Below are 19,169 nucleotides of genomic sequence, written 5' to 3'. Positions count from 1 at the left end.
GTACGCTCGCACGCATGACCAGCACTGAAACGACCGACCAGGACGCCCCGCGCTACGTCCGGGTCAAGATCGAGCTCATCGCGGAGATCACCGACGAGGGCGCGCTGAAGGCGGCGGCCCTGCAGGCGGTGACCGAGGACGAGTACCTCGACGACGAGGAGCGCGCCCAGTCCGTCGAGGCCATCGAGGTGGACCCGTCGGGTTCGCTCGCCCACTTCATCGACCCCGTCGCGCTGCTCGGCGACGTCCCCGGGGTGGAGCTCGCCTCGGCGACCTGGGAGTCGGCGCAGACCGAGTTCGACCCGGACAGCGAGGAGTGGGACGAGTACGCGGTGGAGGAGTCCGCCGAGTAGGGGCGGTGCGCCGTCACGCGCTCGGAAACGCCCGGTCTGCCACGGCAGGCCGGGCGTTTTGTCCTTGTTCGATGGCAAGTTTGGTCATCTCATACGATCGCTTACCCTTCGATGGTGGAACCGTGAACGGGCGGATTGCGTTTCTGTATCCGTAAATGCCCGGGATGATCAGCAGGGAGACGCGACGTGACGGCACGGGACGGTCAGGGGCGGGCGGCCGGTGGAAGCTGGAGCCGACGCGGTGTTCTCGCGGGACTGATCGGGGCGCCGGTCCTGCTCCTCGCGGCCTGCAACGACAACAGCGGTAACAGCGGCAGCGGCTCCGGCTCCGGATCCGGCGGTAGCGCGAGCGGCGCCCCGGGCAACGGCAGCAGCAGCGCCCCGAAGACCTCGGCCGCCGTGATCACCGTCACCCCCGCCGACGGGGCCACCGCCGCCAGCTTCAGCGAGCCGGTCAAGGTCACCGTCGCCAACGGCACCCTGACCAGCGTCAAGGTGACCGACTCCACCGGCAAGGAACTGGCCGGCCAGCTCTCCGCCGACAACACCGGCTGGACCTCGGCCGCCGCCCCGGCCAGCGGTACCAAGTACACCGTCGCCGCCGTCGCCCAGGACAAGGACAAGCTGGAGGCGGACTCCAACGCCGTCTTCACCACGGCGACCCCGGCCAACACCTTCGTCGGCTACTTCACCCCCGAGGACGGCTCGACGGTCGGCGTCGGCATGCCCGTCTCGATCAACTTCAGCAAGCCGATCACCGACAAGAAGGCCGTCCAGCAGGCGATCACCGTGACAGCCGAGCCGGGCGTCGAGATCGTCGGCCACTGGTTCTCCAGCACCCGCCTCGACTTCCGGCCGCAGGAGTACTGGGCCAAGGGCACCCAGGTCACCCTCAAGCTCCGGCTCAAGGACGTCGAGGGCGCCAAGGGCGTGTACGGCACCCAGTCCAAGGACGTCCGCTTCACCGTCGGCCGCGCCCAGACCAGCGTCGCCGACCTCGCCACCAAGAAGCTCACCGTCACCACCGACGGCCAGGTCAGCGCCGTGTACAAGATCTCCGGCGGCTCGCCCGAGCACACCACCTGGGGCGGCAAGATGGTCATCTCCGAGCAGTACACGCAGACCCGGATGAACTCGCAGACGGTCAACCTGGGCAGCGAGTACGACATCGCGGACGTGCCGCACGCCCAGCGCCTCACCACCTCGGGCACCTTCATCCACGGCAACTACTGGTCGTCGACGTCGATCTTCGGCAGCCAGAACACCAGCCACGGCTGCGTCGGCCTGCAGGACGCCAAGGGCGCGCAGGACATCGGCACGGACGGCTACAAGTTCTACAAGTCCTCGATGGTCGGCGACGTGGTCGAGGTCGTGAACTCCGGCGACAAGACCGTCGCCCCGGACAACGGCCTGAACGGCTGGAACATGGGCTGGGCCGACTGGAAGGCCGGCAGCGCCGTCTGATCCACCCGCAGGCGGGCTGCCCCGTCCGGCCCGTGACCGGGCAGCCCGGTCACGGGCCGGACGGCAGCGGCGAGCAGCCGCCCGGCGAGCTGTGAGCCGCGCCCGGCCTCAGCGCTTGGCGTAGTCCGCGAACCCCTGCCAGTCGACGACGACGCACTGCTCGTCGCCGAGGATCCAGGCGTCGTGTCCGGGCGGGCAGATCATGTAGTCGCCGGGGCCGAACTCGGCCTCCTGGCCGTCGTCCATGACGATCTTCATCCGGCCGGAGATCACGTACCCCATGTGGGCCGCCTGGCAGCTGTCGGTCTTGGCGATCGGCTTCACGTGCTTGGACCACTGCCACCCCGGCTCGAACACGGCCCTGCCGACCGGGCCGGAGTCCAGGTTGACCAGCCGCAGCTCGCCCTTGCCCTCCTCGAAGGGACGGACTTCCTCGGGATCGTCGAAGCTCTTGCGGACCAGACCGGACATGGCGCACCACTCCTCTCCACGAGGGGGCCCGGCCGCCGACGGGCGGCCGGTCGGCCCCTGCTGGCCCTTCCAGTCTGCGCCCCGAACGGGAGGGGGTCACAGCGGGAAGGGCGCACGCGGAGTCGTCGACGCCCGGTCAGCCCCGGGTGCGGGCCACGCCGATCGGGCAGGAGGCGCCGGTGCCGCCGAGCACGGCGTGCCAGGTGGGCCGCGGTACGGGGACGCCGGGTCCGAGCCCGCCGCTCACAGGACGAGTGCCCCAGGCGGGGCCAAGATGGTCGTATGGCAGAGAACACCGAGTCTCCGCCGGCGAAGACCGGCCCCCCGCCGGTGGAGATGCTGCATGCCATGGCGAATCTGGCGACATTCCACCGCGCGCACGAGCAGTTCTACGCGTCGGCACCGCGCGAGCAGGCGGTCGCGATCCAGCGTGACGTTCGCACGCTGCTCGCTCTTGCCGACCGGTGGTCGCAGGTGCGGCCGACGGAGTCCACCGCGCTGAACCCCTTCGAGGGGGCGGAGGATCTGACGGCGCCGGTCGCCCTGCAGTTGACCGGCGTCCTGTTCATGGAGGGCGAGGGGGAGCCCGCCGAAATCCGTCGGCTCAAGCGGGACCTCCGGGAGACCGCGGACGGTCTGATCAGCGCCGGGGACTGGTTGGCGTCGGCCATGCGGGGCTCCTGGGACGCTGCGGCCGTCCTGTTGGACTACGCGGAGTTTGCCGCCCTCCTCGGTGAACGGCACCGGATCATCAGCAACGACTGGCAGGCCGCCCATCTGAGCGACGGCGCGGGGCGCGCGTTGCACCGTGCGGTCGAGATCCTCGACCGCGTGGACTTCCGTCCTGCGGCCCTGAGAACCGACCTGGCCGCAACGGCGACCAGTCCGCAGCTGCTGTACTCCGCGGCCGAACTCGCCGACCGGGCAGCGGACATGCTCAGCGACTCGGCCGGCCTGCTGCAGGACAACGAGCGACGCTGGCGCATGTTCCGCGCTCGCGTCGTGGAACTGACGGGTGCGGCAGACACCGGGAACCCTGGTGACCCACCCGGCGTCGGCTCGGCAGCCCGGCACCCGCGGGCGTGACCGGACAGGGGCGCCGAGCGCGGGGAACGGACCCGAGAGGTCAGTAGTCGGACTTGGCCACGCCGATCGGGCAGGAGGCGCCGGTGCCGCCGAGGCCGCAGTAGCCGTTGGGGTTCTTGGCCTCCGACAGGTACTGCTGGTGGTAGGGCTCGGCCGGGAAGAACGGACCGGCCGGGGCGATCTCCGTGGTGATCGGCCCGTAGCCGAGCGCGGTGAGGGCCGGCTGGAAGGCCTCCCGGGACGCCGCCGCGGCCTCGGCCTGGGCGGGGGAGTGGGTGTAGACCGCGGAGCGGTACTGGGTGCCCACGTCGTTGCCCTGGCGGTTGCCCTGGGTCGGGTCGTGCGCCTCCCAGAACGTCTTCAGCAGCCGCTCGTAGGAGACCACGGCCGGGTCGTACACCACCCGGACCGCCTCGGTGTGCCCGGTCAGCCCGCTGCACACCTCGTCGTACGTCGGGTTGGGGGTGTAGCCGCCCTGGTAGCCGACCAGCGTCGTCCAGACGCCGGGCAGGCGCCAGAACGTGCGCTCGGCGCCCCAGAAGCAGCCCAGCCCGAAGTCGGCCACCTCCAGGCCCTCCGGATACGGACCGGTCAGCGGGTGGCCGAGCACGGTGTGCGGGTCGCGCAGCTCGAAGGCCGCGGTCGGCCGACCGGGCAGCGCCTGGTCGGCGGGAACGAGCGAGGTCTTGTGGCGGTTGAACAACACGGCCTGCTCCAGCGGGTCGGGAAACGTGGCTCACTGTGCAACGCGAACGGCCGCCCCCGGATTCCGGGAGCGGCCGTCGGGCCCGTTCGCACCGCCCGCCGTGGTCAGGCCGGCTGCGCGGCCGCCTCGACCGCGCCCCGGACCGCGTCGATCCGCAGGTCGACGAAGGCCTGCCGGGGATCGTTGAAGTTGGTGAACGGCTGCGGGATGTACCGGCCCAGCGCCTGGTACTGCGCCAGCGCCTCGGTCGGCCGGCCGGCCCGGGTCAGGGTGTAGGCGAGCCAGCCGCGGGCGTACCGGACGCGCGGGTGGTCCGGCTCGGCGGCGGCGAGGTCGGCGAGCGCCGCGTCCACGGCGGTGCCGACCTCCGGCCGCTTCCAGGCGCTGAGTTTCTCCCCGTCCTGGCCGAACTGCTCGTAGTACGCCTCCAGCTTCATCGGCGCGAGCAGGCTGCCGGCCGGGGCGGCGGCGATCGCCTCGTCGATGAACCCGTGCATCAGCTGGTGGCTGCCGTGCCACTTGTCGCACCAGTACTGCAGGGCCCGGTTGTGCGCCGCCCAGTGGTGCGGGTCGCGCTCGGTCAGTTCGGACCAGAGCTGCCGGAAGCGTTCGTGGGACCAGCCCAGACCCATGGCGACGGAGATCCGGGCGACCCACGGGTTGGGGTCCGCGGCGGGGGCGAGCGCCATCGCCGCCTCGGCCGCCCCGTCCGCCTCCCGCAGGACGCGGTGGAAGCCGTTGAACTGCTCGCGGGTGACGTGCTGGGCCCGGGCCGACGTCCGGATGTTCCAGGCCAGGTGGACCAGGGCGTCCGCGTGCACCAGGGCGGCGGTCGGGTCCTCGGGCCGCTCCGCGCGCCAGGCGCGCAGCCAGGTGTCGTCCTCGGCCGCCAACCGGGCCAGTGCGCGCTGCCGCATCCAGCGGACGTCGGCGGAGGCGTCCGCGGTGAGGTGGGCGGCGGCCGGCTGCCAGTCGCCGGCCCGCGCGGCGGCGAGGGCGGCCTCCTCCTCGGGGCCCGGCTCGTCGTCCAGGACCAGCTCGCGGCCGAGCAGCAGCCCGTGGTCGGCCGGGACGATGGTGTTCTTCGCCCGTTCCTGCTCGGCGACCCGGGCCTCGTGGGCCGCGATGGTGGCCTTCGCCCGCTCCAGCTGGGCCAGTTTGCGCTTGGCCAGCCGGGTCATGACGACCGGGAACAGCAGGACGAGGCCGACGACGGCGAACACGATGATGCCGATCAAGGAGCTTCCTTCCGTGGCGTGCTGGGCGTGCTGGGCGTGCCTGTGGCGGGCTCGGCCTGCGCGTGGCGCCTGGCGTGGTCCGGCTCGGCGCCGGGGTCGGTCCGCCGGGGCCGGTCAGAGGGCCGGGGCGGTGGGCGACGGGACGCCGGCCCCGGCGAGCAGGGCCCGCAGCGGCGCGGTGTCCGGCGTGTCGCGGCAGGCGGCGTCGAGGGCCGCGTCGAAGCCGTCCTCGAAGGCCTCCGGCAGTCGTAGCTCGGCCGGCCCGGACCAGGAGAGCTCCCAGCCGGCCAGGCCGGCTTCGGCCAGCGTGACGACGACGGCGTGCGCCAGTTCCTCGCGCAGCACCGGGCGGGCGAACTCGCGGGCGGCCCGGCCGGTGGCGGCGGCGGCCTGTTCGCTCTTCGGCAACCGGTCGGTGAACTCCCGGGCCCGGCCGGCGTCCACGGCGTCCAGCAGGCCCTCGGCGGTGGGCGGCAGGCCCAGCGCCGTCAGGGCCCGGCCTGCCGGGGCGCCCGCGCCGCGCGCGTGTGCGAGCATCGCCGCCCGGACCAGCTCGGGCCACTCGACCCGCTGCTTCGCGGCCGCCTCGGGCACCAGCGAGACGACCTCCAGCTCGGTCAGCACCCGCTCGGCGTCGTGCAGCAGGGCGAGGGCGGGGGTGGTGGTGCCGGGGCCGCGTCCGTCGTCCGGCAGCGCCTCGATCGCGGCGACCCGGCGGGCGATCGGCGGGTGGGAGTCGTACGGGTCGGGCTCCTGCTCGGGCAGTTCGAGCGCGTACTCGGCGAGCTCCTGGCGGCGCTTCGGGTCGTTCAGCAGGTGGACCAGGCCGCCGTAGACCTGGCCGGGCAGCGGGAGCAGACCCGCGTCCCAGCCGATGGTGGCGTAGCGGCCCAGGTAGAAGTCCTGGGCGGAGACCAGCGCCGGCATCCTGCGCAGCGCCGTGGCGGTGGCGTCCCGGCCCGCCAGCCGGGCGGCGACGACGTCGGCGGCGTACTCCTGGCGGCGGCCGACCGCCTCGGAGACCCGGAAGTAGAGCTTGGCGTAGAGGTTGAAGAGCTTGGCGAGGACCCGGTCGACGCCGCCGGTGGCCTGCTCGTAGGAGGGTTGGCGACCCTTGGAAAGCCGCTTCTCGGCCTTGGCGGCCAGCTTGGCGGCCTCCTCGGCCTGGTGCCGGTCGGCGCGCTGGTGGAGCCCGCCGACGGTGTGCAGCAGGGCGCGGCGGCCAGCGAGCGTGACAGCGGCCAGCCGTACGTCCCGGTTGCTGAAGTGGCCGAACTCGTGCGCCAGGACGGACTCCAGCTCGCCCTCGGTGAGGCCGATCAGCAGCGGGGCGCCGATGGCCAGGTGCCGCTTGCCGGGGACGAGGCCGAGCAGCTTCGCCTCCTCCAGCACGCTGGCGTTGACCTCGGGCACGAGCCGGATCTCGGCCGGTCCGCGGACACCCGTCCGCTCGGCGATCCGGTCGATCACGGCCCAGACGGCGGGCTGCCGCTCGCGGGTCAGGGGCACGCCGGGCAGCTCTGCGGCGTCCTCGCGCCGACGCGTCAGGAACACCACCCGGGCGACCGGGTAGCCGATCGCGGCGGACAGCGCCCAGACCTTGAACAGTGCCGGGCGCAGCTGGCCCGAGACCCGGTACAGGACGACGTCGAGGGCGAGCAGGCTCACGAGGATGCCGAGGGCGAGCAGGTAGAAACCGGCGAGCAGGGCCACCGCGGTCGCGGCTCTTCTGGATGTGCCCATGCCGGTGGAACGCGGGGGCGCGCCCATGCGTGATCCTCCCCCGAGGGCGCGACGGCACGGCGACGCGCGGTTGTCGTGTGGTGAACAGGTGTACGGCAGGTGGAGATGCTAGTGCTTGGCGACGGCCTGCGCACCACGGTTACCGGGCCCCGTACCCCCACTCCCACCTGCGGGTTCGTCCCGGATTCCGATTCGGGAGGGCTTGACGGCATTCCGCCATTAGGCTCGGAGTCATGACCGAGCACCAGCTTCCCCAGGGCTTCGAGACCCTCGCCATCCACGCGGGGCAGGAAGCAGACCCCCAGACCGGGGCCGTCGTCACGCCGATCTACCAGGTGTCCACCTACAAGCAGGACGGGGTGGGCGGCCTGCGGGGCGGCTACGAGTACAGCCGCAGCGCCAACCCGACCCGTACCGCGCTGGAGGAGTGCCTCGCGGCGCTGGAGGGCGGCGCCCGCGGCCTCGCCTTCGCCTCCGGCCTGGCGGCCGAGGACACCCTGCTGCGCACCATCCTCAAGCCGGGCGACCACATCGTGATCCCCAACGACGCCTACGGCGGCACCTTCCGGCTCTTCGCCAAGGTGCTGACCCGCTGGGGCGTCGAGTTCTCCGTGGCCAACACCCAGGACCTGGCCACCGTCCGCGACGCGATGCGTCCCAACACCCGCGCGGTGTGGGTGGAGACCCCGTCCAACCCGCTGCTGGGCATCACCGACCTGGCCGCGCTCGCCGAGATCGCGCACGGCGCCGGCGCGCTGCTGGTGGTCGACAACACCTTCGCCAGCCCGTACCTGCAGCAGCCGATCGCGCTCGGCGCGGACGCGGTCGTGCACTCCACCACCAAGTACATGGGCGGCCACTCGGACGTGGTCGGCGGTGCGCTGGTGCTGGCCGACGCGGCCCTCGGCGAGGAGGTCGCCTACCACCAGAACGCGATGGGCGCGGTCTCCGGCCCGTTCGACGCCTGGCTGGTGCTGCGCGGCATCAAGACGCTGGGCGTCCGGATGGACCGGCACAGCGCCAACGCGGAGAAGGTCGCCGAGCTGCTGGCGAGCCACCCCAAGGTCAGCCAGGTGCTCTACCCCGGCCTGCCCGAGCACCCCGGCCACGACATCGCCGCCAAGCAGATGAAGGCCTTCGGCGGCATGGTCTCGTTCCGCGTCGCGGGCGGCGAGGAGGCGGCCGTCGAGGTCTGCAACCGCGCGCAGCTGTTCACCCTCGGTGAGTCCCTCGGCGGCGTCGAGTCGCTGATCGAGCACCCGGGCCGGATGACCCACGCCTCGGTGGTCGGCTCGGCGCTGGAGGTGCCGTCCGATCTGGTGCGCGTCTCGGTCGGCATCGAGTCGATCGACGACCTGCTGGCCGACCTCAAGCAGGCGCTCGGCTGAGGCCCCCCGGGGTTCACTGCCCCTGCCGGTCCGCCGTGTACGACTCCATCGCGTGGTTGAAGCGGGCCAGCAGGGCGCAGAACGCGTGCTGCTCCTCCGGCGGCCAGTCGGCCACCAGGCGGCGGGTCAACTCGGCCCGCCCGTCCCGGACTTCGTCGAGCCGGCCGGAGCCGCGGGAGGTCAGCGCGAGCCGTACGGCGCGGCGGTCGGCCGGGTCCTGCACCCGGCCGACCAGCCCGGCCGCGACCAGCGGGGCGACCTGGCGGGTCACCGTGGAGGAGTCCACACCCAGTGATTCGGCCAGCGCCTTGACGTTGGCGGGGCCGTGCCGCTCCAGCCGGTCGAGCAGCAGGTAGGCGGCCCGGTCCAGCGTTCCGACCCCGCCGCCGGAGGTGCGGACCTGTTCCATGCGGCGTGCGAACACCGCGAGCTGGTACTGCAGTTGGGTGTGCACGGGGTCGGTGCGGTCGGTGGCCTGGGGCGAGGTCGTCGTCATCGCGGCTCACGATCGTCGTGCGGTGAGGGAGGCTCAGAACCAGCAGCGTACGCGGGCTCGGCGGGCCCGGGAACAGGCCCGGCGTCCCGGATTGCCGTCGCCCGGACCTCTAACCTTGGCAGCATGCACAACTGGCCGATCACCCTCGACGACGTCCGCGGCGCCCAGAAGATGCTCGTCGGGATCGCCCGGGTGACACCGATGGAGGGCAGCCGGCACCTCTCCGGGCTGATCGGCGCGCCGGTCCACCTGAAGTGCGAGAACCTGCAGCGCACCGGCTCCTTCAAACTGCGCGGGGCGTACGTGCGGATCGCGGGACTCTCGCCGGTGCAGCGGGCCGGCGGGGTGGTGGCGGCGAGCGCCGGGAACCACGCCCAGGGGGTGGCGCTGGCGGCCGCGCTGCTGGGGGTGCAGTCGACGGTGTTCATGCCGGTCGCGGCACCGCTGCCGAAGGTCGCGGCCACCCGCGAGTACGGCGCCGACGTGCGGCTGCACGGCGCCAACGTGGACGAGGCGCTGCGGGCCGCCCAGCGGTACTCGGAGGCGACCGGCGCGGTGTTCATCCACCCCTTCGACCACTGGGACGTGGTCACCGGCCAGGCGACCGTCGGGCTGGAGATCCTGGAGCAGTGCCCCGAAGTGCGCACCATCCTGGTCGGGGTGGGCGGCGGCGGGCTGCTGGCCGGGATCGCGGCGGCGGTCAAGCCGCTGCGGCCGGACGTCCGGGTGGTCGGGGTGCAGGCGGCCGCCGCCGCCGCGTACCCGCCCTCGCTGGCGGCCGGGCGGCCGGTGTCGCTGGAGCACTTCGCCACCATGGCCGACGGGATCATGGTCGGGCGCCCGGGGGACATCCCCTTCGAGGTGGTCAACACGCTGGCGGACGGCATCCACACGGTCTCCGAGGACTCGCTGTCGCGGGCGCTGCTGCTCGGCCTGGAGCGGCTGAAGCTGGTGGTCGAACCGGCCGGGGCGGCCCCGATCGCGGCGCTGCTGGAGCGGCCGTACTCCTTCGAGGGTCCGGTGGTGGCGGTGCTGTCCGGCGGCAACATCGACCCGCAGCTGATGCAGCGGGTGCTGCGGCACGGGCTGGCGGCGGCCGGGCGCTACCTGTCGCTGCGGGTGCGGCTGGCGGACAAGCCGGGCTCGCTGGCGGACCTGCTGGGCGTCCTGACCAGGCTGGACGCCAACGTGCTGGACGTGGCGCACGTGCGGATCGACCCGCGGCTGGGGCTGGCGGAGGTCGAGGTGGACATGCACCTGGAGACCAAGGGGCCGGAGCACTGCGCGGCGGTGGTCGGCGAGCTGCGGGACTCGGGGTACGTCGTCTCCGACTAGCGGCGGGCGTTCCGGCGGGGCGGGTGGGGCGGGAGCGTCCACCGGGCTCCCAGTTGCCGGTGGTTCGGGTCCCGATTGCCGGTCGTTGCTGCGGTGCGCCGCCGCTCCTCCCTGGAACGATGGCGGAGCCGTATCCCTTGACGCGATATATCGCGTACTGGGAGACTCGCGATACATCGTGTTCGAGTCCCGCACGTCGAAAATCGAGTCGACCGCGTGCCCGAAAGCGGGGCAGAGTGGGACAGATCGCCCCATACGTTCCGAGGAGATGAGGCAGGCCATGGCGCCAGCCATCCAAGCCGAGAACCTGGTGAAGACCTTCGGCGACGTACGAGCCCTGGACGGCGTCAGCCTCGACGTCCCCGAGGGCACGGTGCTCGGGCTGCTCGGCCCGAACGGCGCCGGGAAGACCACCACCGTGCGGGTCCTCACCACCCTGCTCCGCCCCGACTCCGGCCGCGCGGTGGTCGCCGGGGTCGACGTGCTCAAGAACCCCAACCGGGTCCGCAGCCTGATCGGCCTGTCCGGTCAGTACGCGGCGGTCGACGAGTACCTGACCGGCTTCGAGAACCTCACCATGGTCGGCGAGCTCTACCAGATGAGCGCCCGCGACGCGAAGGCCCGGGCGCTGGAGCTGCTGGAGTGGTTCAACCTGACCGACGCCAAGGACCGCACCGCCAAGACCTACTCCGGCGGCATGCGCCGCCGCCTGGACCTCGCCGCCGCGCTGGTCGTCCGCCCGCCGGTGATGTTCCTGGACGAGCCGACCACCGGTCTCGACCCGCGCAACCGGCTCGCGCTCTGGGAGGTCATCGAGACCCTGGTCGAGCAGGGCACCACGTTGCTGCTCACCACCCAGTACCTGGAGGAGGCGGACCGGCTCGCCCACGACATCGCGGTGGTCGACCGCGGCCGGGTGATCGCGCGGGGCACCGCCGACCAGCTCAAGGCCCAGATCGGCGGCGAGCGGATCGAGGTCGTGGTGCACGAGCCCGGGGTCGTCGCCGACGCGGTCGCGGCGCTGTCCGGCTACGCGCTGAGCGAGCCGACGGTGGAGCGGAACACCCGCCGGATCACCCTGCCGATCAGCGGCGGCGCCCGGGTGCTCGCCGACGCCATCCGCGAACTGGACGCCCGCGGGATCGAGATCGACGACATCGGGCTGCGCCGCCCGACCCTGGACGACGTCTTCCTCACCCTGACCGGCCACGTCGCCGAGCAGGAGGTCGAGGAGGGCGGCGCCGACCCCAAGGCGCGCGGCCGCGGCGGCCGGAGCAGGGGCAGGACCGCCGACGCGGCCGACAGCGGGGACCGGGGACCGGACAAGCAGGCCGTCGCGGCCGGGAAGGAGCACTGAGATGAGCACCGCCACCGAGCACGCCATCGGCGCGGCCGTGCCCAGACAGCGCCGGGGGCTGTCCGCCACCCTGCACGACTCCTGGGTGGTCGCCAAGCGCAACCTGCGCCGGATGACCCGCATCCCGGAGATCGTCGTCTTCGGCCTGATGCAGCCGGTGATGTTCGTCCTGCTGTTCTCGTACGTCATGGGCGGGGCGATCAAGATCCCCGGGACGGACTCCAGCTCCCACACGTACATCCAGTTCCTGATGGCCGGCATCTTCGCCCAGACCGTCACCTTCGCCACCGCCGGCGCGTCGGCCGGCATCGCGGAGGACATGACCAAGGGCCTGGTGGACCGCTTCCGCTCGCTGCCGATGGCCCGCTCGGCGGTGCTGGTCGGCCGCACGCTGGCGGACCTCGTCCAGACCGGCTTCATCGTGATCGTGCTGGGCCTGGTGGCGCTGCTGGTCGGCTGGCGGATCCACGACGGCGTGCTCAACGCGCTCGCCGCCTTCGGCCTGCTGCTCCTGTTCGGCTACGCCTTCTCCTGGATCGGCGCGCTGATCGGCCTGTCGGTGCGCAGCCCCGAGGCGGCCACCTCGGCCGGGCTGATCTGGCTGTTCCCGCTGACCTTCGTGTCCAACGCCTTCGTGCCGGTCAGCTCGATGCCGGACTGGCTGCAGCAGATCGCGTACTGGAACCCGTTCAGCGCCACCGTGCAGGCCTGCCGGGAGCTGTTCGGCAACCAGGTCGGGCCGGTGGACGGCGCCTGGCCGATGCAGCACGCCGCCCTGGTGTCGGTGATGTGGTCGGTCCTGATCACGGCGGTGTTCTCGTGGCTGTCGGTGCGCAAGTACCGCTCGGCCACCGCCTGAGCCGGCGCGCCGGGCCCGGGTGCCGCCCGGGACACGGAAAGGGCGGCCGTGGAGTCCCCGACTCCACGGCCGCCCTCGTGCTGTCGCGGGCCGGATCAGCCGGCGTGCGGCACGACCTTGACGATCTTCACCATGGCCGGCTTGCCGTTCGGCAGCTCGTAGGTGGCCTCGTCGCCGATCTGCTTGCCGTCGATCGCGCGGCCCAGCGGCGACTGCGGCGAGTAGACGTCCAGGTTGTCGGAGCCGGCCACCTCGCGGGAGGCGAGCAGGAACTCCATGAGGTCGTCCTCGTCGCCGTCGAAGGCGACCGTGACGACCATGCCCGGGGCCACCACGCCCGAGTCGGCCGGGGCCTCGCCGACCTTGGCACGCTCCAGGAGCTGGGTCAGCTGGCGGATGCGCAGCTCGTACTTGCCCTGCTCCTCCTTCGCCGCGTGGTAACCGGCGTTCTCCTTGAGGTCGCCCTCCTCGCGCGCCGCCTCGATCTTCTGGGCGATCTCGATGCGCCAGGGCCCGGTCAGATGATCCAGCTCGGCCTTGAGCTGGTCGTAGCCGGCCTGAGTGAGCCAGGTCACGTTCTCGCTGGTCTGGGTCACGGGTGCTCCTCGTAGGTGCTGGGGCTGTGCTGAGGGTGTGAGTCGTCAGCAGGGGTTGGTGGTGATATCGGTCTCAACTACAAAGCAACGCCCGCTCCCGTACCATCCGGTGCGGAAGGGGCGAAACCACGAGCCTAACAAGTCCTGCCGACAAGCGGGAGAGGCGTTGGCGCGGCATTGACGGTGGCGTTACGCCGCGGTGTACAGGGCGGAGAGCGGGACCTTCTACGGATGCCCGCTCCCCGGATCGAATATGCGCCCTACTTGGCGGGCGTGCAGCCCAGCAGTTCGGCGGTGGTGCCGCGGGCCGTGGTGCGCAGGGTGACCACCGCGTCGTAGCTGTCGCCGGCCGCCGGGACCGGGAAGTCGGCCACCCCGACCACCCCGTGGTCGTCGCCCTGGGAGCGGACCGTGCAGGTGCCGGCCTGGCCCTCGCTCTTGCGCACGGTGAGGTGCAGCTGGACCTCGGAGTCGGAGACCACCTGGAAGGTCGGCACCGAGCCGTTGATCTTCGTCTCGCGCAGCAGGTAGGAGCCGCCCAGCCAGGCGATCAGACCCAGGCCCAGCACGCCGCAGACCGCGCCGACCACCTTCAGGCGGCGGTCCGCCTCGCGGTCGCCGCCGCGTCCGTAGCGCCCCTCGGGCAGCCGGGCGGCGGTGGTCTCTGCAGTCATCGGACCCTGTCCTCTCCTGGGGGAGGGGCCGCGCGGGTGGTGCGGGGGAATGCGACGCTCCTCCAGTCCGTCACTATAGGAGGGGCTCGCCCGCGGCCGGTCCGGCGGGGGGCAGGGCTCGGCCGTGTCGGCGACTTCCGCGGCCGGCCCCGCGGCGACGCGGTCCCGGAGTGAGCGGTTCGTACGGTGGGCAGACCCGGACTTCGCGGAACGCCCGATGATGTGGAAGGAACGCAAGGCGTTGACTGAGCAGTTGCGACTGATGGCGGTGCACGCCCACCCGGACGACGAGTCCAGCAAGGGCGCGGCCACCATGGCCATGTACGTCGAGCAGGGTGTGGACGTACTCGTGGCCACCTGCACGGGGGGCGAGCGCGGGTCGGTTCTCAACCCCAAGCTCCAGGGGGACCCGTACATCGAGGAGAACATCCACGAGGTGCGGCGCAAGGAGATGGACGAGGCGCGGGCGATCCTCGGCGTCAAGCAGGCCTGGCTGGGCTTCGTGGACTCCGGCCTGCCCGAGGGGGACCCGCTGCCCCCGCTGCCCGAGGGCTGCTTCGCCCTGCAGGACGTCAAGGAGGCGGCCGAGCCGCTGGTCCGGCTGATCCGCGAGTTCAAGCCGCAGGTCATCACGACCTACGACGAGAACGGCGGGTACCCGCACCCGGACCACATCATGACCCACAAGATCACCATGCTGGCCTTCGACGCCGCGGGCGACCCGGACGCCTACCCCGAGGCCGGCGAGCCCTGGCAGCCGCTGAAGGTCTACTACAACCACGGCTTCCCGATGGGCCGCATCCGCGCCCTGCACCAGTACCTGACCGAGCACGGCCACGAGTCGCCGTACGGCGAGTGGATCGCGGGCTGGGAGAAGAGCGGCCGCAAGGAGCGTGAGATCACCACGCGGGTCCGCTGCGACGACTGGTTCGAGACCCGTGACCGGGCGCTGATCGCGCACGCCACCCAGATCGACCCGGACGGCCCGTGGTTCCGCGTCCCGCTGGAGGTCCAGCGCGAGGTCTGGCCCACCGAGGACTACGAGCTCGCCCGTACCCTGGTCGACGTGGACCTGCCGGAGGACGACCTGTTCGCCGGCCTGCGCACCCCCACGCTGGCGGCCGAGGCCGCCGACACGCGCGACTGAAGCACCCCCCGATGGCCCGGCTCCCCGTGAGCCGGGCCACCATAGAGATATGAGCGCCCCCGTGAACCTCCTCCACCTCGCCGCTGACCTCGCCGTCGACGACGCCAAGGTCACCCCCGGCCTCCTCGGCTTCGTCGTCTTCGCCGCCCTCGGCGTGGCGACCTGGTTCCTGGCCAAGTCCATGAACCGCCAGTTCAAGAAGGTCGACTTCGCGGAGGAGCCGGAGGCTCCGAAGGAGTGAGTCCCCGGCCCCCGCCGGCCGCCGATGCGGAAGGATGGGGGCATGCCGAACCGTCTCGCGGACGCGACCTCGCCGTACCTGCAGCAGCATGCCGAGAACCCGGTCGACTGGTGGGAGTGGTCCCCCGGGGCCTTCGAGGAGGCGGCGCGGCGCGGGGTGCCGGTCCTGCTGTCGGTCGGGTACGCCGCCTGTCACTGGTGCCACGTGATGGCTCACGAGAGCTTCGAGGACGCCGGGCTCGCCGGGTACCTGAACGAGCGGTTCGTCGCGGTCAAGGTGGACCGGGAGGAGCGCCCGGACGTCGACGCCGTCTACATGGAGGCGGTGCAGGCCGCGACCGGGCAGGGCGGCTGGCCGATGACGGTCTTCCTCACGCCCGACAAGGAGCCGTTCTACTTCGGCACCTACTTCCCGCCGGAGCCCCGGCACGGGATGCCCTCGTTCCGGCAGGTGCTGGAGGGCGTGGACGCCGCCTGGCGGGACCGGCGGCAGGAGGTCGGCGAGGTCGCCGGACGGATCCGGGCCGACCTGGCCCAGCGGGCCGCCGTCTACTCGGCCGGCGCCCACAACCCGCCCGGCGAGGCGGACCTGCACCAGGCACTGGTGACCCTCAGCCGGGAGTTCGACCAGGCGCGCGGCGGCTTCGGCGGCGCCCCCAAGTTCCCGCCGGCCATGGTCGTCGAGTTCCTGCTGCGCCACCACGCGCGCACCGGCTCGGAGGCGGCGCTGGAGATGGCCGTGCGCACCGGCGAGGCGATGGCCCGCGGCGGCATCCACGACCAGCTCGGCGGCGGCTTCGCCCGGTACTCGGTGGACGCCGCCTGGGTGGTGCCGCACTTCGAGAAGATGCTCTACGACAACGCCCTGCTGCTGCGCGCCTACCTGCACCTGTGGCGGGCCACCGGGTCCGCGCTCGCGCGGCGGGTCGCGCTGACCACGGCGGACTTCCTGCTGCGCGAACTCCGCACCCCCGAGGGCGCGTTCGCCTCCGCGCTGGACGCCGACAGCCTGGACGAGGAGACCGGGCAGTCCGCCGAGGGCGCCTACTACGTGTGGGAGCCCGGCCAGTTGGTCGACCTGCTCGGCCCCGCCGACGCGGCCACCGCCGCCCGGCTGTTCACCGTCACCGCCGAGGGCACCTTCGAGCACGGCACCTCCGTCCTCCAACTCCTCGCCGAGCCCGAGGACTCCGCCGAGTACGAGGCGATCCGCGCCCGGATGCTCGAAGCGCGTTCGGCCCGGCACGCACCGGCCCGGGACGACAAGGTGGTCGCCGCCTGGAACGGCCTCGCCGTCGCCGCGCTCGCCGAGACCGGCGCACTGCTGGAGCGGCCCGACCTGGTCGAGGCCGCCGAGCGGGCCGCCGACCTGCTGCTCGCCGTCCACCTCACCCCCGACGGCCGGCTGCTGCGCACCTCCCGGGACGGCCGGCCCGGTGCCAACGCCGGTGTGCTGGAGGACTACGCGGACACCGCCGAGGGCTTCCTCGCGCTGTACGCCGTCACCGGCGAGGCGGAGTGGCTGCAACTGGCCGGCGGTCTGCTCGACACCGTCCTCAAGCACTTCACCGACGAGGCCTCCGGCGCGCTCTACGACACCGCCGACGACGCCGAGGAACTGATCCGCCGCCCGCAGGACCCCACCGACAACGCCACCCCCTCCGGCTGGACGGCCGCCGCCGGCGCCCTGCTCACCTACGCCGCGTACACCGGATCCGACCGGCACCGCACGGCCGCCGAGCGAGCCCTCGGCGTGGTCGGCGCGCTCGCCGGGCGGGCGCCGCGGTTCATCGGCTGGGGCCTGGCGGTGGCGGAGGCGCTGCTGGACGGGCCGCGCGAGGTCGCCGTGGTCGGCCCGGCCGGGGACGGGGCGACGGCCGCGCTGCGCCGGGCGGCGCTGCTCGGGACGGCGCCCGGTGCGGTGGTCGCGGTGGGCGAGCCGGGGGAGACCGAGGTGCCGCTGCTGGCGGACCGGCCGCTGGTCGGCGGGGCGCCCGCGGCGTACGTCTGCCGGCACTTCGCCTGCGACGCGCCGACCACCGATCCGGCGGTGCTGGCGGAGCGACTGGGCGCGACGGTCGACTAGCGGGGCCGGGGGTCGGCGGCCGTCCGGCTGGGCCCGGATAATCGTTGGCAGGATCGGTCGGGTCGGGGCGAACATGGGCCATGACCTGGACCTTCAGCACCTCCCTCGATGACTTCCGGGCCCGGGCGGGTGCCGTCCTCGCGGCCAGCCCCGCCGAGAACACCGTCCTGCTCACCATCGCGCACCGGCTGGCCGAGTCTGGGCCGGACGTGTTCGGCGGCCCACCGGTCTTCGGCTGGTGGCGGGCAGAGGAGGGCGGCCCGGTCGCGGGCGCCTTCCTGCAGACGCCGCCGTTCGACCCCCGGCTCTCCGCCATGCCGGAGGCCGCGGCCGCCGAGCTGGCGGTCGAACTGGCCGCGGTGGGGAGCGGGTTCACGACGGTGAACGGGATCGCCGGGGGCGCCGGAGCGGTCCGCGCCTTCGCCGCGGCGTGGACGGCGGCCACCGGGACCGAGCAGTCCGTCCGGGTCGAGGAACGGCTCTACCGGCTCGGCCGGCTGACCGGTCCGCCGCGCCCGCCCGCGGGCCGGCACCGGCCGGCCGGGCCGGACGACCGCGAGCTGGCGATCCGTTGGTACGAGGAGTTCGGGGCCGAGGCGGGGGTCCATCTGCCGGACGTGCCGCGGGCGGTGGACGACCGGACCGCGGCCGGCGGCCTCCACCTGTGGGAGGACGGCGGCGAGCCGGTCGCGCTGGCCGGCACCAGCCCGGTGCTCGCCGGGATGTCCCGCATCGGCCCGGTCTACACGCCCGTCGAGCACCGCGGCCGCGGCTACGGCAGTGCCGTCACGGCCGCCGCCTCGGCCCACGTGCTGGCCCTCGGGGCCGCCGAGGTGCTGCTCTACACGGACCTGGCGAACCCGACCAGCAACTCCGTCTACCAGCAGATCGGGTACCTGCCGGTGGAGGACTGCCTGGTCCTCGACTTCCGGGCGGCCTAGGGCGCCGATGCTCCGGCGGCCGCCGCGGCCCGTCACTCCCAGTCCCAGCGGATCCCCAGGATGCACGGCCGCAGCGCGGTGGCGACGAGGTGGACGCAGCGGTGGCCGTCGAGGGTCAGCTCCTCGGTCTCGTACGGGGCCTCGCCCGGGGAGTGGAGGGCGAAGCGGTGGCAGCGCACGGGCAGGGCGGCGGGGTGGAAGGTGACCTGCAGGACGTACTGGCCGGCGCCGGAGTTGAAGCCGCGGACGTACTCGCAGCTCGGCTCCGGGGAGGGCGCGTCGTCGAAGCCGTAGCCGAGCAGGTGGGTGTCGCCGGCCCGTAACCGGCGGTCGAGGAGCAGTTCGGCGGCGAGCAGGTGGTGGGTCCGGTCGCGGCGGACGCGGCCGGGGCGGCAGTTCTCCTCGGTCCGGACGCCGACGCGGGTGATGTCGCTGCCCGGGTCCCCCTGGTAGATCGCGAGGTAGCGGTCGATGCCGTCGCGGTGGGCGCGCAGCGCGTGCTGGGAGTCGCGGCGGGCGAGTTGGCGGTCGGGGCCGACCCGGATGCGCTCGATGTGGGTGACGGTGTGCAGGCCGGTGTCGCGCGGCCCGGCGAGGGTGCTGAGCAGGTCGTCGACGGCGGTGGCGGGGGAGATGAGGTCGCGGTAGGGCCGTACGGGCGGTCCGGCGGGCGCGGTTCCGGCGGCGCGGCGGGGGCCGAGCAGTCGGGTGAGGGAGTGCTCGGGCAGGTCGAGGACGTCCTCCAGGGCGGCGACGGCGCGCAGCGACTCCGGACGTTCGGGCCGGCGGCGGCCCTGCTGCCAGTAACTGAGGCTGGTGACACCGACGTTCACGCCGCGCAGCGCGAGGCGGCGGCGGATCCGGTGCAGCGCGAGGCCCCGGGCGGCGATGGCGGTGCGCAGGGCGAGGTGGAACGGTCCGGTGCGCAGGGCGGCGGCGAGATCGGCTGGGTCGCTCCGGTGGATGACGGCCTCCTGAGGGGCGGACGG

General features: G+C 73.1%; 19 protein-coding genes. 11 read left to right on the top strand and 8 right to left on the bottom strand.

Annotated features, from left to right (window positions below; genetic code table 11):
- The first annotated feature begins 14 nt into the window (after window positions 1–14).
- Together ACZ7KX_RS16175 and ACZ7KX_RS16170 are read left to right on the top strand one after the other, a co-directional pair.
- Window positions 15–353 (top strand): hypothetical protein, encoded by a 339-nt coding sequence (locus tag ACZ7KX_RS16175; RefSeq protein WP_350522237.1) that lies wholly within the window; start codon window positions 15–17, stop codon window positions 351–353.
- Between the two features lie 186 nt (window positions 354–539).
- Window positions 540–1,817 carry a L,D-transpeptidase gene (locus ACZ7KX_RS16170; RefSeq protein ID WP_470326953.1) on the top strand — a complete coding sequence of 426 codons (1,278 nt, stop codon included), beginning with the start codon at window positions 540–542 and terminating at the stop codon, window positions 1,815–1,817.
- Window positions 1,818–1,925: 108 nt separating this feature from the next.
- On the opposite strand, the gene ACZ7KX_RS16165 is transcribed toward ACZ7KX_RS16170, so the two are convergent.
- Window positions 1,926–2,288 (bottom strand): cupin domain-containing protein, encoded by a 363-nt coding sequence (locus ACZ7KX_RS16165; RefSeq protein ID WP_350522235.1) that lies wholly within the window; start codon window positions 2,286–2,288, stop codon window positions 1,926–1,928.
- Window positions 2,289–2,570: 282 nt separating this feature from the next.
- Here ACZ7KX_RS16165 and ACZ7KX_RS16160 point away from each other — a divergent pair, with 282 nt between their 5' ends.
- Window positions 2,571–3,374, top strand: coding sequence for a hypothetical protein (locus ACZ7KX_RS16160; protein ID WP_470326952.1), 804 nt, complete (start codon window positions 2,571–2,573; stop codon window positions 3,372–3,374).
- Window positions 3,375–3,414: 40 nt separating this feature from the next.
- Here ACZ7KX_RS16160 and msrA read toward each other — a convergent pair whose 3' ends face one another.
- The 3 genes from msrA to ACZ7KX_RS16145 all read right to left on the bottom strand — a co-directional run bounded on the left by msrA (window position 3,415) and on the right by ACZ7KX_RS16145 (window position 7,088).
- Window positions 3,415–4,080, bottom strand: coding sequence for a peptide-methionine (S)-S-oxide reductase MsrA (gene msrA, locus ACZ7KX_RS16155; RefSeq protein WP_470326951.1), 666 nt, complete (start codon window positions 4,078–4,080; stop codon window positions 3,415–3,417).
- 104 nt (window positions 4,081–4,184) lie between these two features.
- Entirely contained in the window at window positions 4,185–5,318 is a 1,134-nt protein-coding gene (locus ACZ7KX_RS16150; protein WP_470326950.1) for a hypothetical protein, read from the bottom strand.
- A 114-nt stretch (window positions 5,319–5,432) separates the two neighbouring features.
- On the bottom strand, window positions 5,433–7,088 hold the full coding sequence (locus ACZ7KX_RS16145; RefSeq protein WP_470326949.1) for a M48 family metalloprotease: 1,656 nt from the start codon (window positions 7,086–7,088) through the stop codon (window positions 5,433–5,435).
- Between the two features lie 206 nt (window positions 7,089–7,294).
- Between ACZ7KX_RS16145 and ACZ7KX_RS16140 the strand changes: the two genes are divergently transcribed.
- Window positions 7,295–8,449, top strand: coding sequence for a cystathionine gamma-synthase (locus ACZ7KX_RS16140; RefSeq protein WP_350522231.1), 1,155 nt, complete (start codon window positions 7,295–7,297; stop codon window positions 8,447–8,449).
- A 13-nt stretch (window positions 8,450–8,462) separates the two neighbouring features.
- Here the strand turns inward: ACZ7KX_RS16140 and ACZ7KX_RS16135 are convergent, their stop codons facing one another.
- On the bottom strand, window positions 8,463–8,945 hold the full coding sequence (locus tag ACZ7KX_RS16135) for a MarR family winged helix-turn-helix transcriptional regulator (protein ID WP_470326948.1): 483 nt from the start codon (window positions 8,943–8,945) through the stop codon (window positions 8,463–8,465).
- A 123-nt stretch (window positions 8,946–9,068) separates the two neighbouring features.
- Between ACZ7KX_RS16135 and ilvA the strand changes: the two genes are divergently transcribed.
- The 3 genes from ilvA to ACZ7KX_RS16120 all read left to right on the top strand — a co-directional run bounded on the left by ilvA (window position 9,069) and on the right by ACZ7KX_RS16120 (window position 12,496).
- A complete protein-coding gene (gene ilvA, locus ACZ7KX_RS16130; RefSeq protein WP_470326947.1) occupies window positions 9,069–10,280 on the top strand; it encodes a threonine ammonia-lyase in 1,212 nt (403 codons plus the stop codon).
- 280 nt (window positions 10,281–10,560) lie between these two features.
- The gene (locus tag ACZ7KX_RS16125; RefSeq protein WP_470326946.1) at window positions 10,561–11,637 is read left to right on the top strand and encodes an ATP-binding cassette domain-containing protein; all 1,077 of its coding nucleotides are present in this window, start codon (window positions 10,561–10,563) and stop codon (window positions 11,635–11,637) included.
- Window position 11,638: 1 nt separating this feature from the next.
- Complete coding sequence (locus ACZ7KX_RS16120) at window positions 11,639–12,496, top strand: ABC transporter permease (protein ID WP_350522227.1); 858 nt, start codon at window positions 11,639–11,641, stop codon at window positions 12,494–12,496.
- Between the two features lie 95 nt (window positions 12,497–12,591).
- On the opposite strand, the gene greA is transcribed toward ACZ7KX_RS16120, so the two are convergent.
- Window positions 12,592–13,092, bottom strand: coding sequence for a transcription elongation factor GreA (gene greA, locus ACZ7KX_RS16115; RefSeq protein ID WP_350522226.1), 501 nt, complete (start codon window positions 13,090–13,092; stop codon window positions 12,592–12,594).
- A 260-nt stretch (window positions 13,093–13,352) separates the two neighbouring features.
- Window positions 13,353–13,766 (bottom strand): DUF4307 domain-containing protein, encoded by a 414-nt coding sequence (locus ACZ7KX_RS16110; RefSeq protein WP_350522225.1) that lies wholly within the window; start codon window positions 13,764–13,766, stop codon window positions 13,353–13,355.
- Between the two features lie 241 nt (window positions 13,767–14,007).
- Between ACZ7KX_RS16110 and mca the strand changes: the two genes are divergently transcribed.
- From mca to ACZ7KX_RS16090, 4 genes are all read left to right on the top strand, one after another.
- Complete coding sequence (gene mca / locus ACZ7KX_RS16105; protein WP_470326945.1) at window positions 14,008–14,913, top strand: mycothiol conjugate amidase Mca; 906 nt, start codon at window positions 14,008–14,010, stop codon at window positions 14,911–14,913.
- 49 nt (window positions 14,914–14,962) lie between these two features.
- Entirely contained in the window at window positions 14,963–15,154 is a 192-nt protein-coding gene (locus ACZ7KX_RS16100; RefSeq protein ID WP_350522223.1) for a hypothetical protein, read from the top strand.
- Window positions 15,155–15,196: 42 nt separating this feature from the next.
- Window positions 15,197–17,239, top strand: a complete 2,043-nt coding sequence (locus tag ACZ7KX_RS16095; RefSeq protein ID WP_470326944.1) for a thioredoxin domain-containing protein — start codon at window positions 15,197–15,199, stop codon at window positions 17,237–17,239.
- 80 nt (window positions 17,240–17,319) lie between these two features.
- Window positions 17,320–18,180 (top strand): GNAT family N-acetyltransferase, encoded by an 861-nt coding sequence (locus ACZ7KX_RS16090; RefSeq protein WP_470326943.1) that lies wholly within the window; start codon window positions 17,320–17,322, stop codon window positions 18,178–18,180.
- 32 nt (window positions 18,181–18,212) lie between these two features.
- On the opposite strand, the gene ACZ7KX_RS16085 is transcribed toward ACZ7KX_RS16090, so the two are convergent.
- The gene (locus tag ACZ7KX_RS16085; protein WP_470326979.1) at window positions 18,213–19,145 is read right to left on the bottom strand and encodes a hypothetical protein; all 933 of its coding nucleotides are present in this window, start codon (window positions 19,143–19,145) and stop codon (window positions 18,213–18,215) included.
- Between the last annotated feature and the right edge of the window lie 24 nt (window positions 19,146–19,169).

Source organism: Kitasatospora sp. NPDC038210 (genome assembly GCF_055600605.1).
This window is presented reverse-complemented; position numbering and strand designations above follow the sequence as displayed.

What these genes read in the sequence shown, in the direction of transcription:
- ACZ7KX_RS16175 (WP_350522237.1), top strand. Translation starts at nt 15, where the DNA reads ATGACCAGCACTGAAACGACCGACCAGGACGCCCCGCGCTACGTCCGG.
- ACZ7KX_RS16165 (WP_350522235.1), bottom strand. Translation starts at nt 2,288, where the DNA reads ATGTCCGGTCTGGTCCGCAAGAGCTTCGACGATCCCGAGGAAGTCCGT.
- ACZ7KX_RS16135 (WP_470326948.1), bottom strand. Translation starts at nt 8,945, where the DNA reads ATGACGACGACCTCGCCCCAGGCCACCGACCGCACCGACCCCGTGCAC.
- ACZ7KX_RS16125 (WP_470326946.1), top strand. Translation starts at nt 10,561, where the DNA reads ATGGCGCCAGCCATCCAAGCCGAGAACCTGGTGAAGACCTTCGGCGAC.
- ACZ7KX_RS16145 (WP_470326949.1), bottom strand. Translation starts at nt 7,088, where the DNA reads ATGGGCGCGCCCCCGCGTTCCACCGGCATGGGCACATCCAGAAGAGCC.
- ACZ7KX_RS16095 (WP_470326944.1), top strand. Translation starts at nt 15,197, where the DNA reads ATGCCGAACCGTCTCGCGGACGCGACCTCGCCGTACCTGCAGCAGCAT.
- ACZ7KX_RS16140 (WP_350522231.1), top strand. Translation starts at nt 7,295, where the DNA reads ATGACCGAGCACCAGCTTCCCCAGGGCTTCGAGACCCTCGCCATCCAC.
- ACZ7KX_RS16100 (WP_350522223.1), top strand. Translation starts at nt 14,963, where the DNA reads ATGAGCGCCCCCGTGAACCTCCTCCACCTCGCCGCTGACCTCGCCGTC.
- ACZ7KX_RS16120 (WP_350522227.1), top strand. Translation starts at nt 11,639, where the DNA reads ATGAGCACCGCCACCGAGCACGCCATCGGCGCGGCCGTGCCCAGACAG.
- ACZ7KX_RS16110 (WP_350522225.1), bottom strand. Translation starts at nt 13,766, where the DNA reads ATGACTGCAGAGACCACCGCCGCCCGGCTGCCCGAGGGGCGCTACGGA.
- ilvA (WP_470326947.1), top strand. Translation starts at nt 9,069, where the DNA reads ATGCACAACTGGCCGATCACCCTCGACGACGTCCGCGGCGCCCAGAAG.
- ACZ7KX_RS16090 (WP_470326943.1), top strand. Translation starts at nt 17,320, where the DNA reads ATGACCTGGACCTTCAGCACCTCCCTCGATGACTTCCGGGCCCGGGCG.
- ACZ7KX_RS16160 (WP_470326952.1), top strand. Translation starts at nt 2,571, where the DNA reads ATGGCAGAGAACACCGAGTCTCCGCCGGCGAAGACCGGCCCCCCGCCG.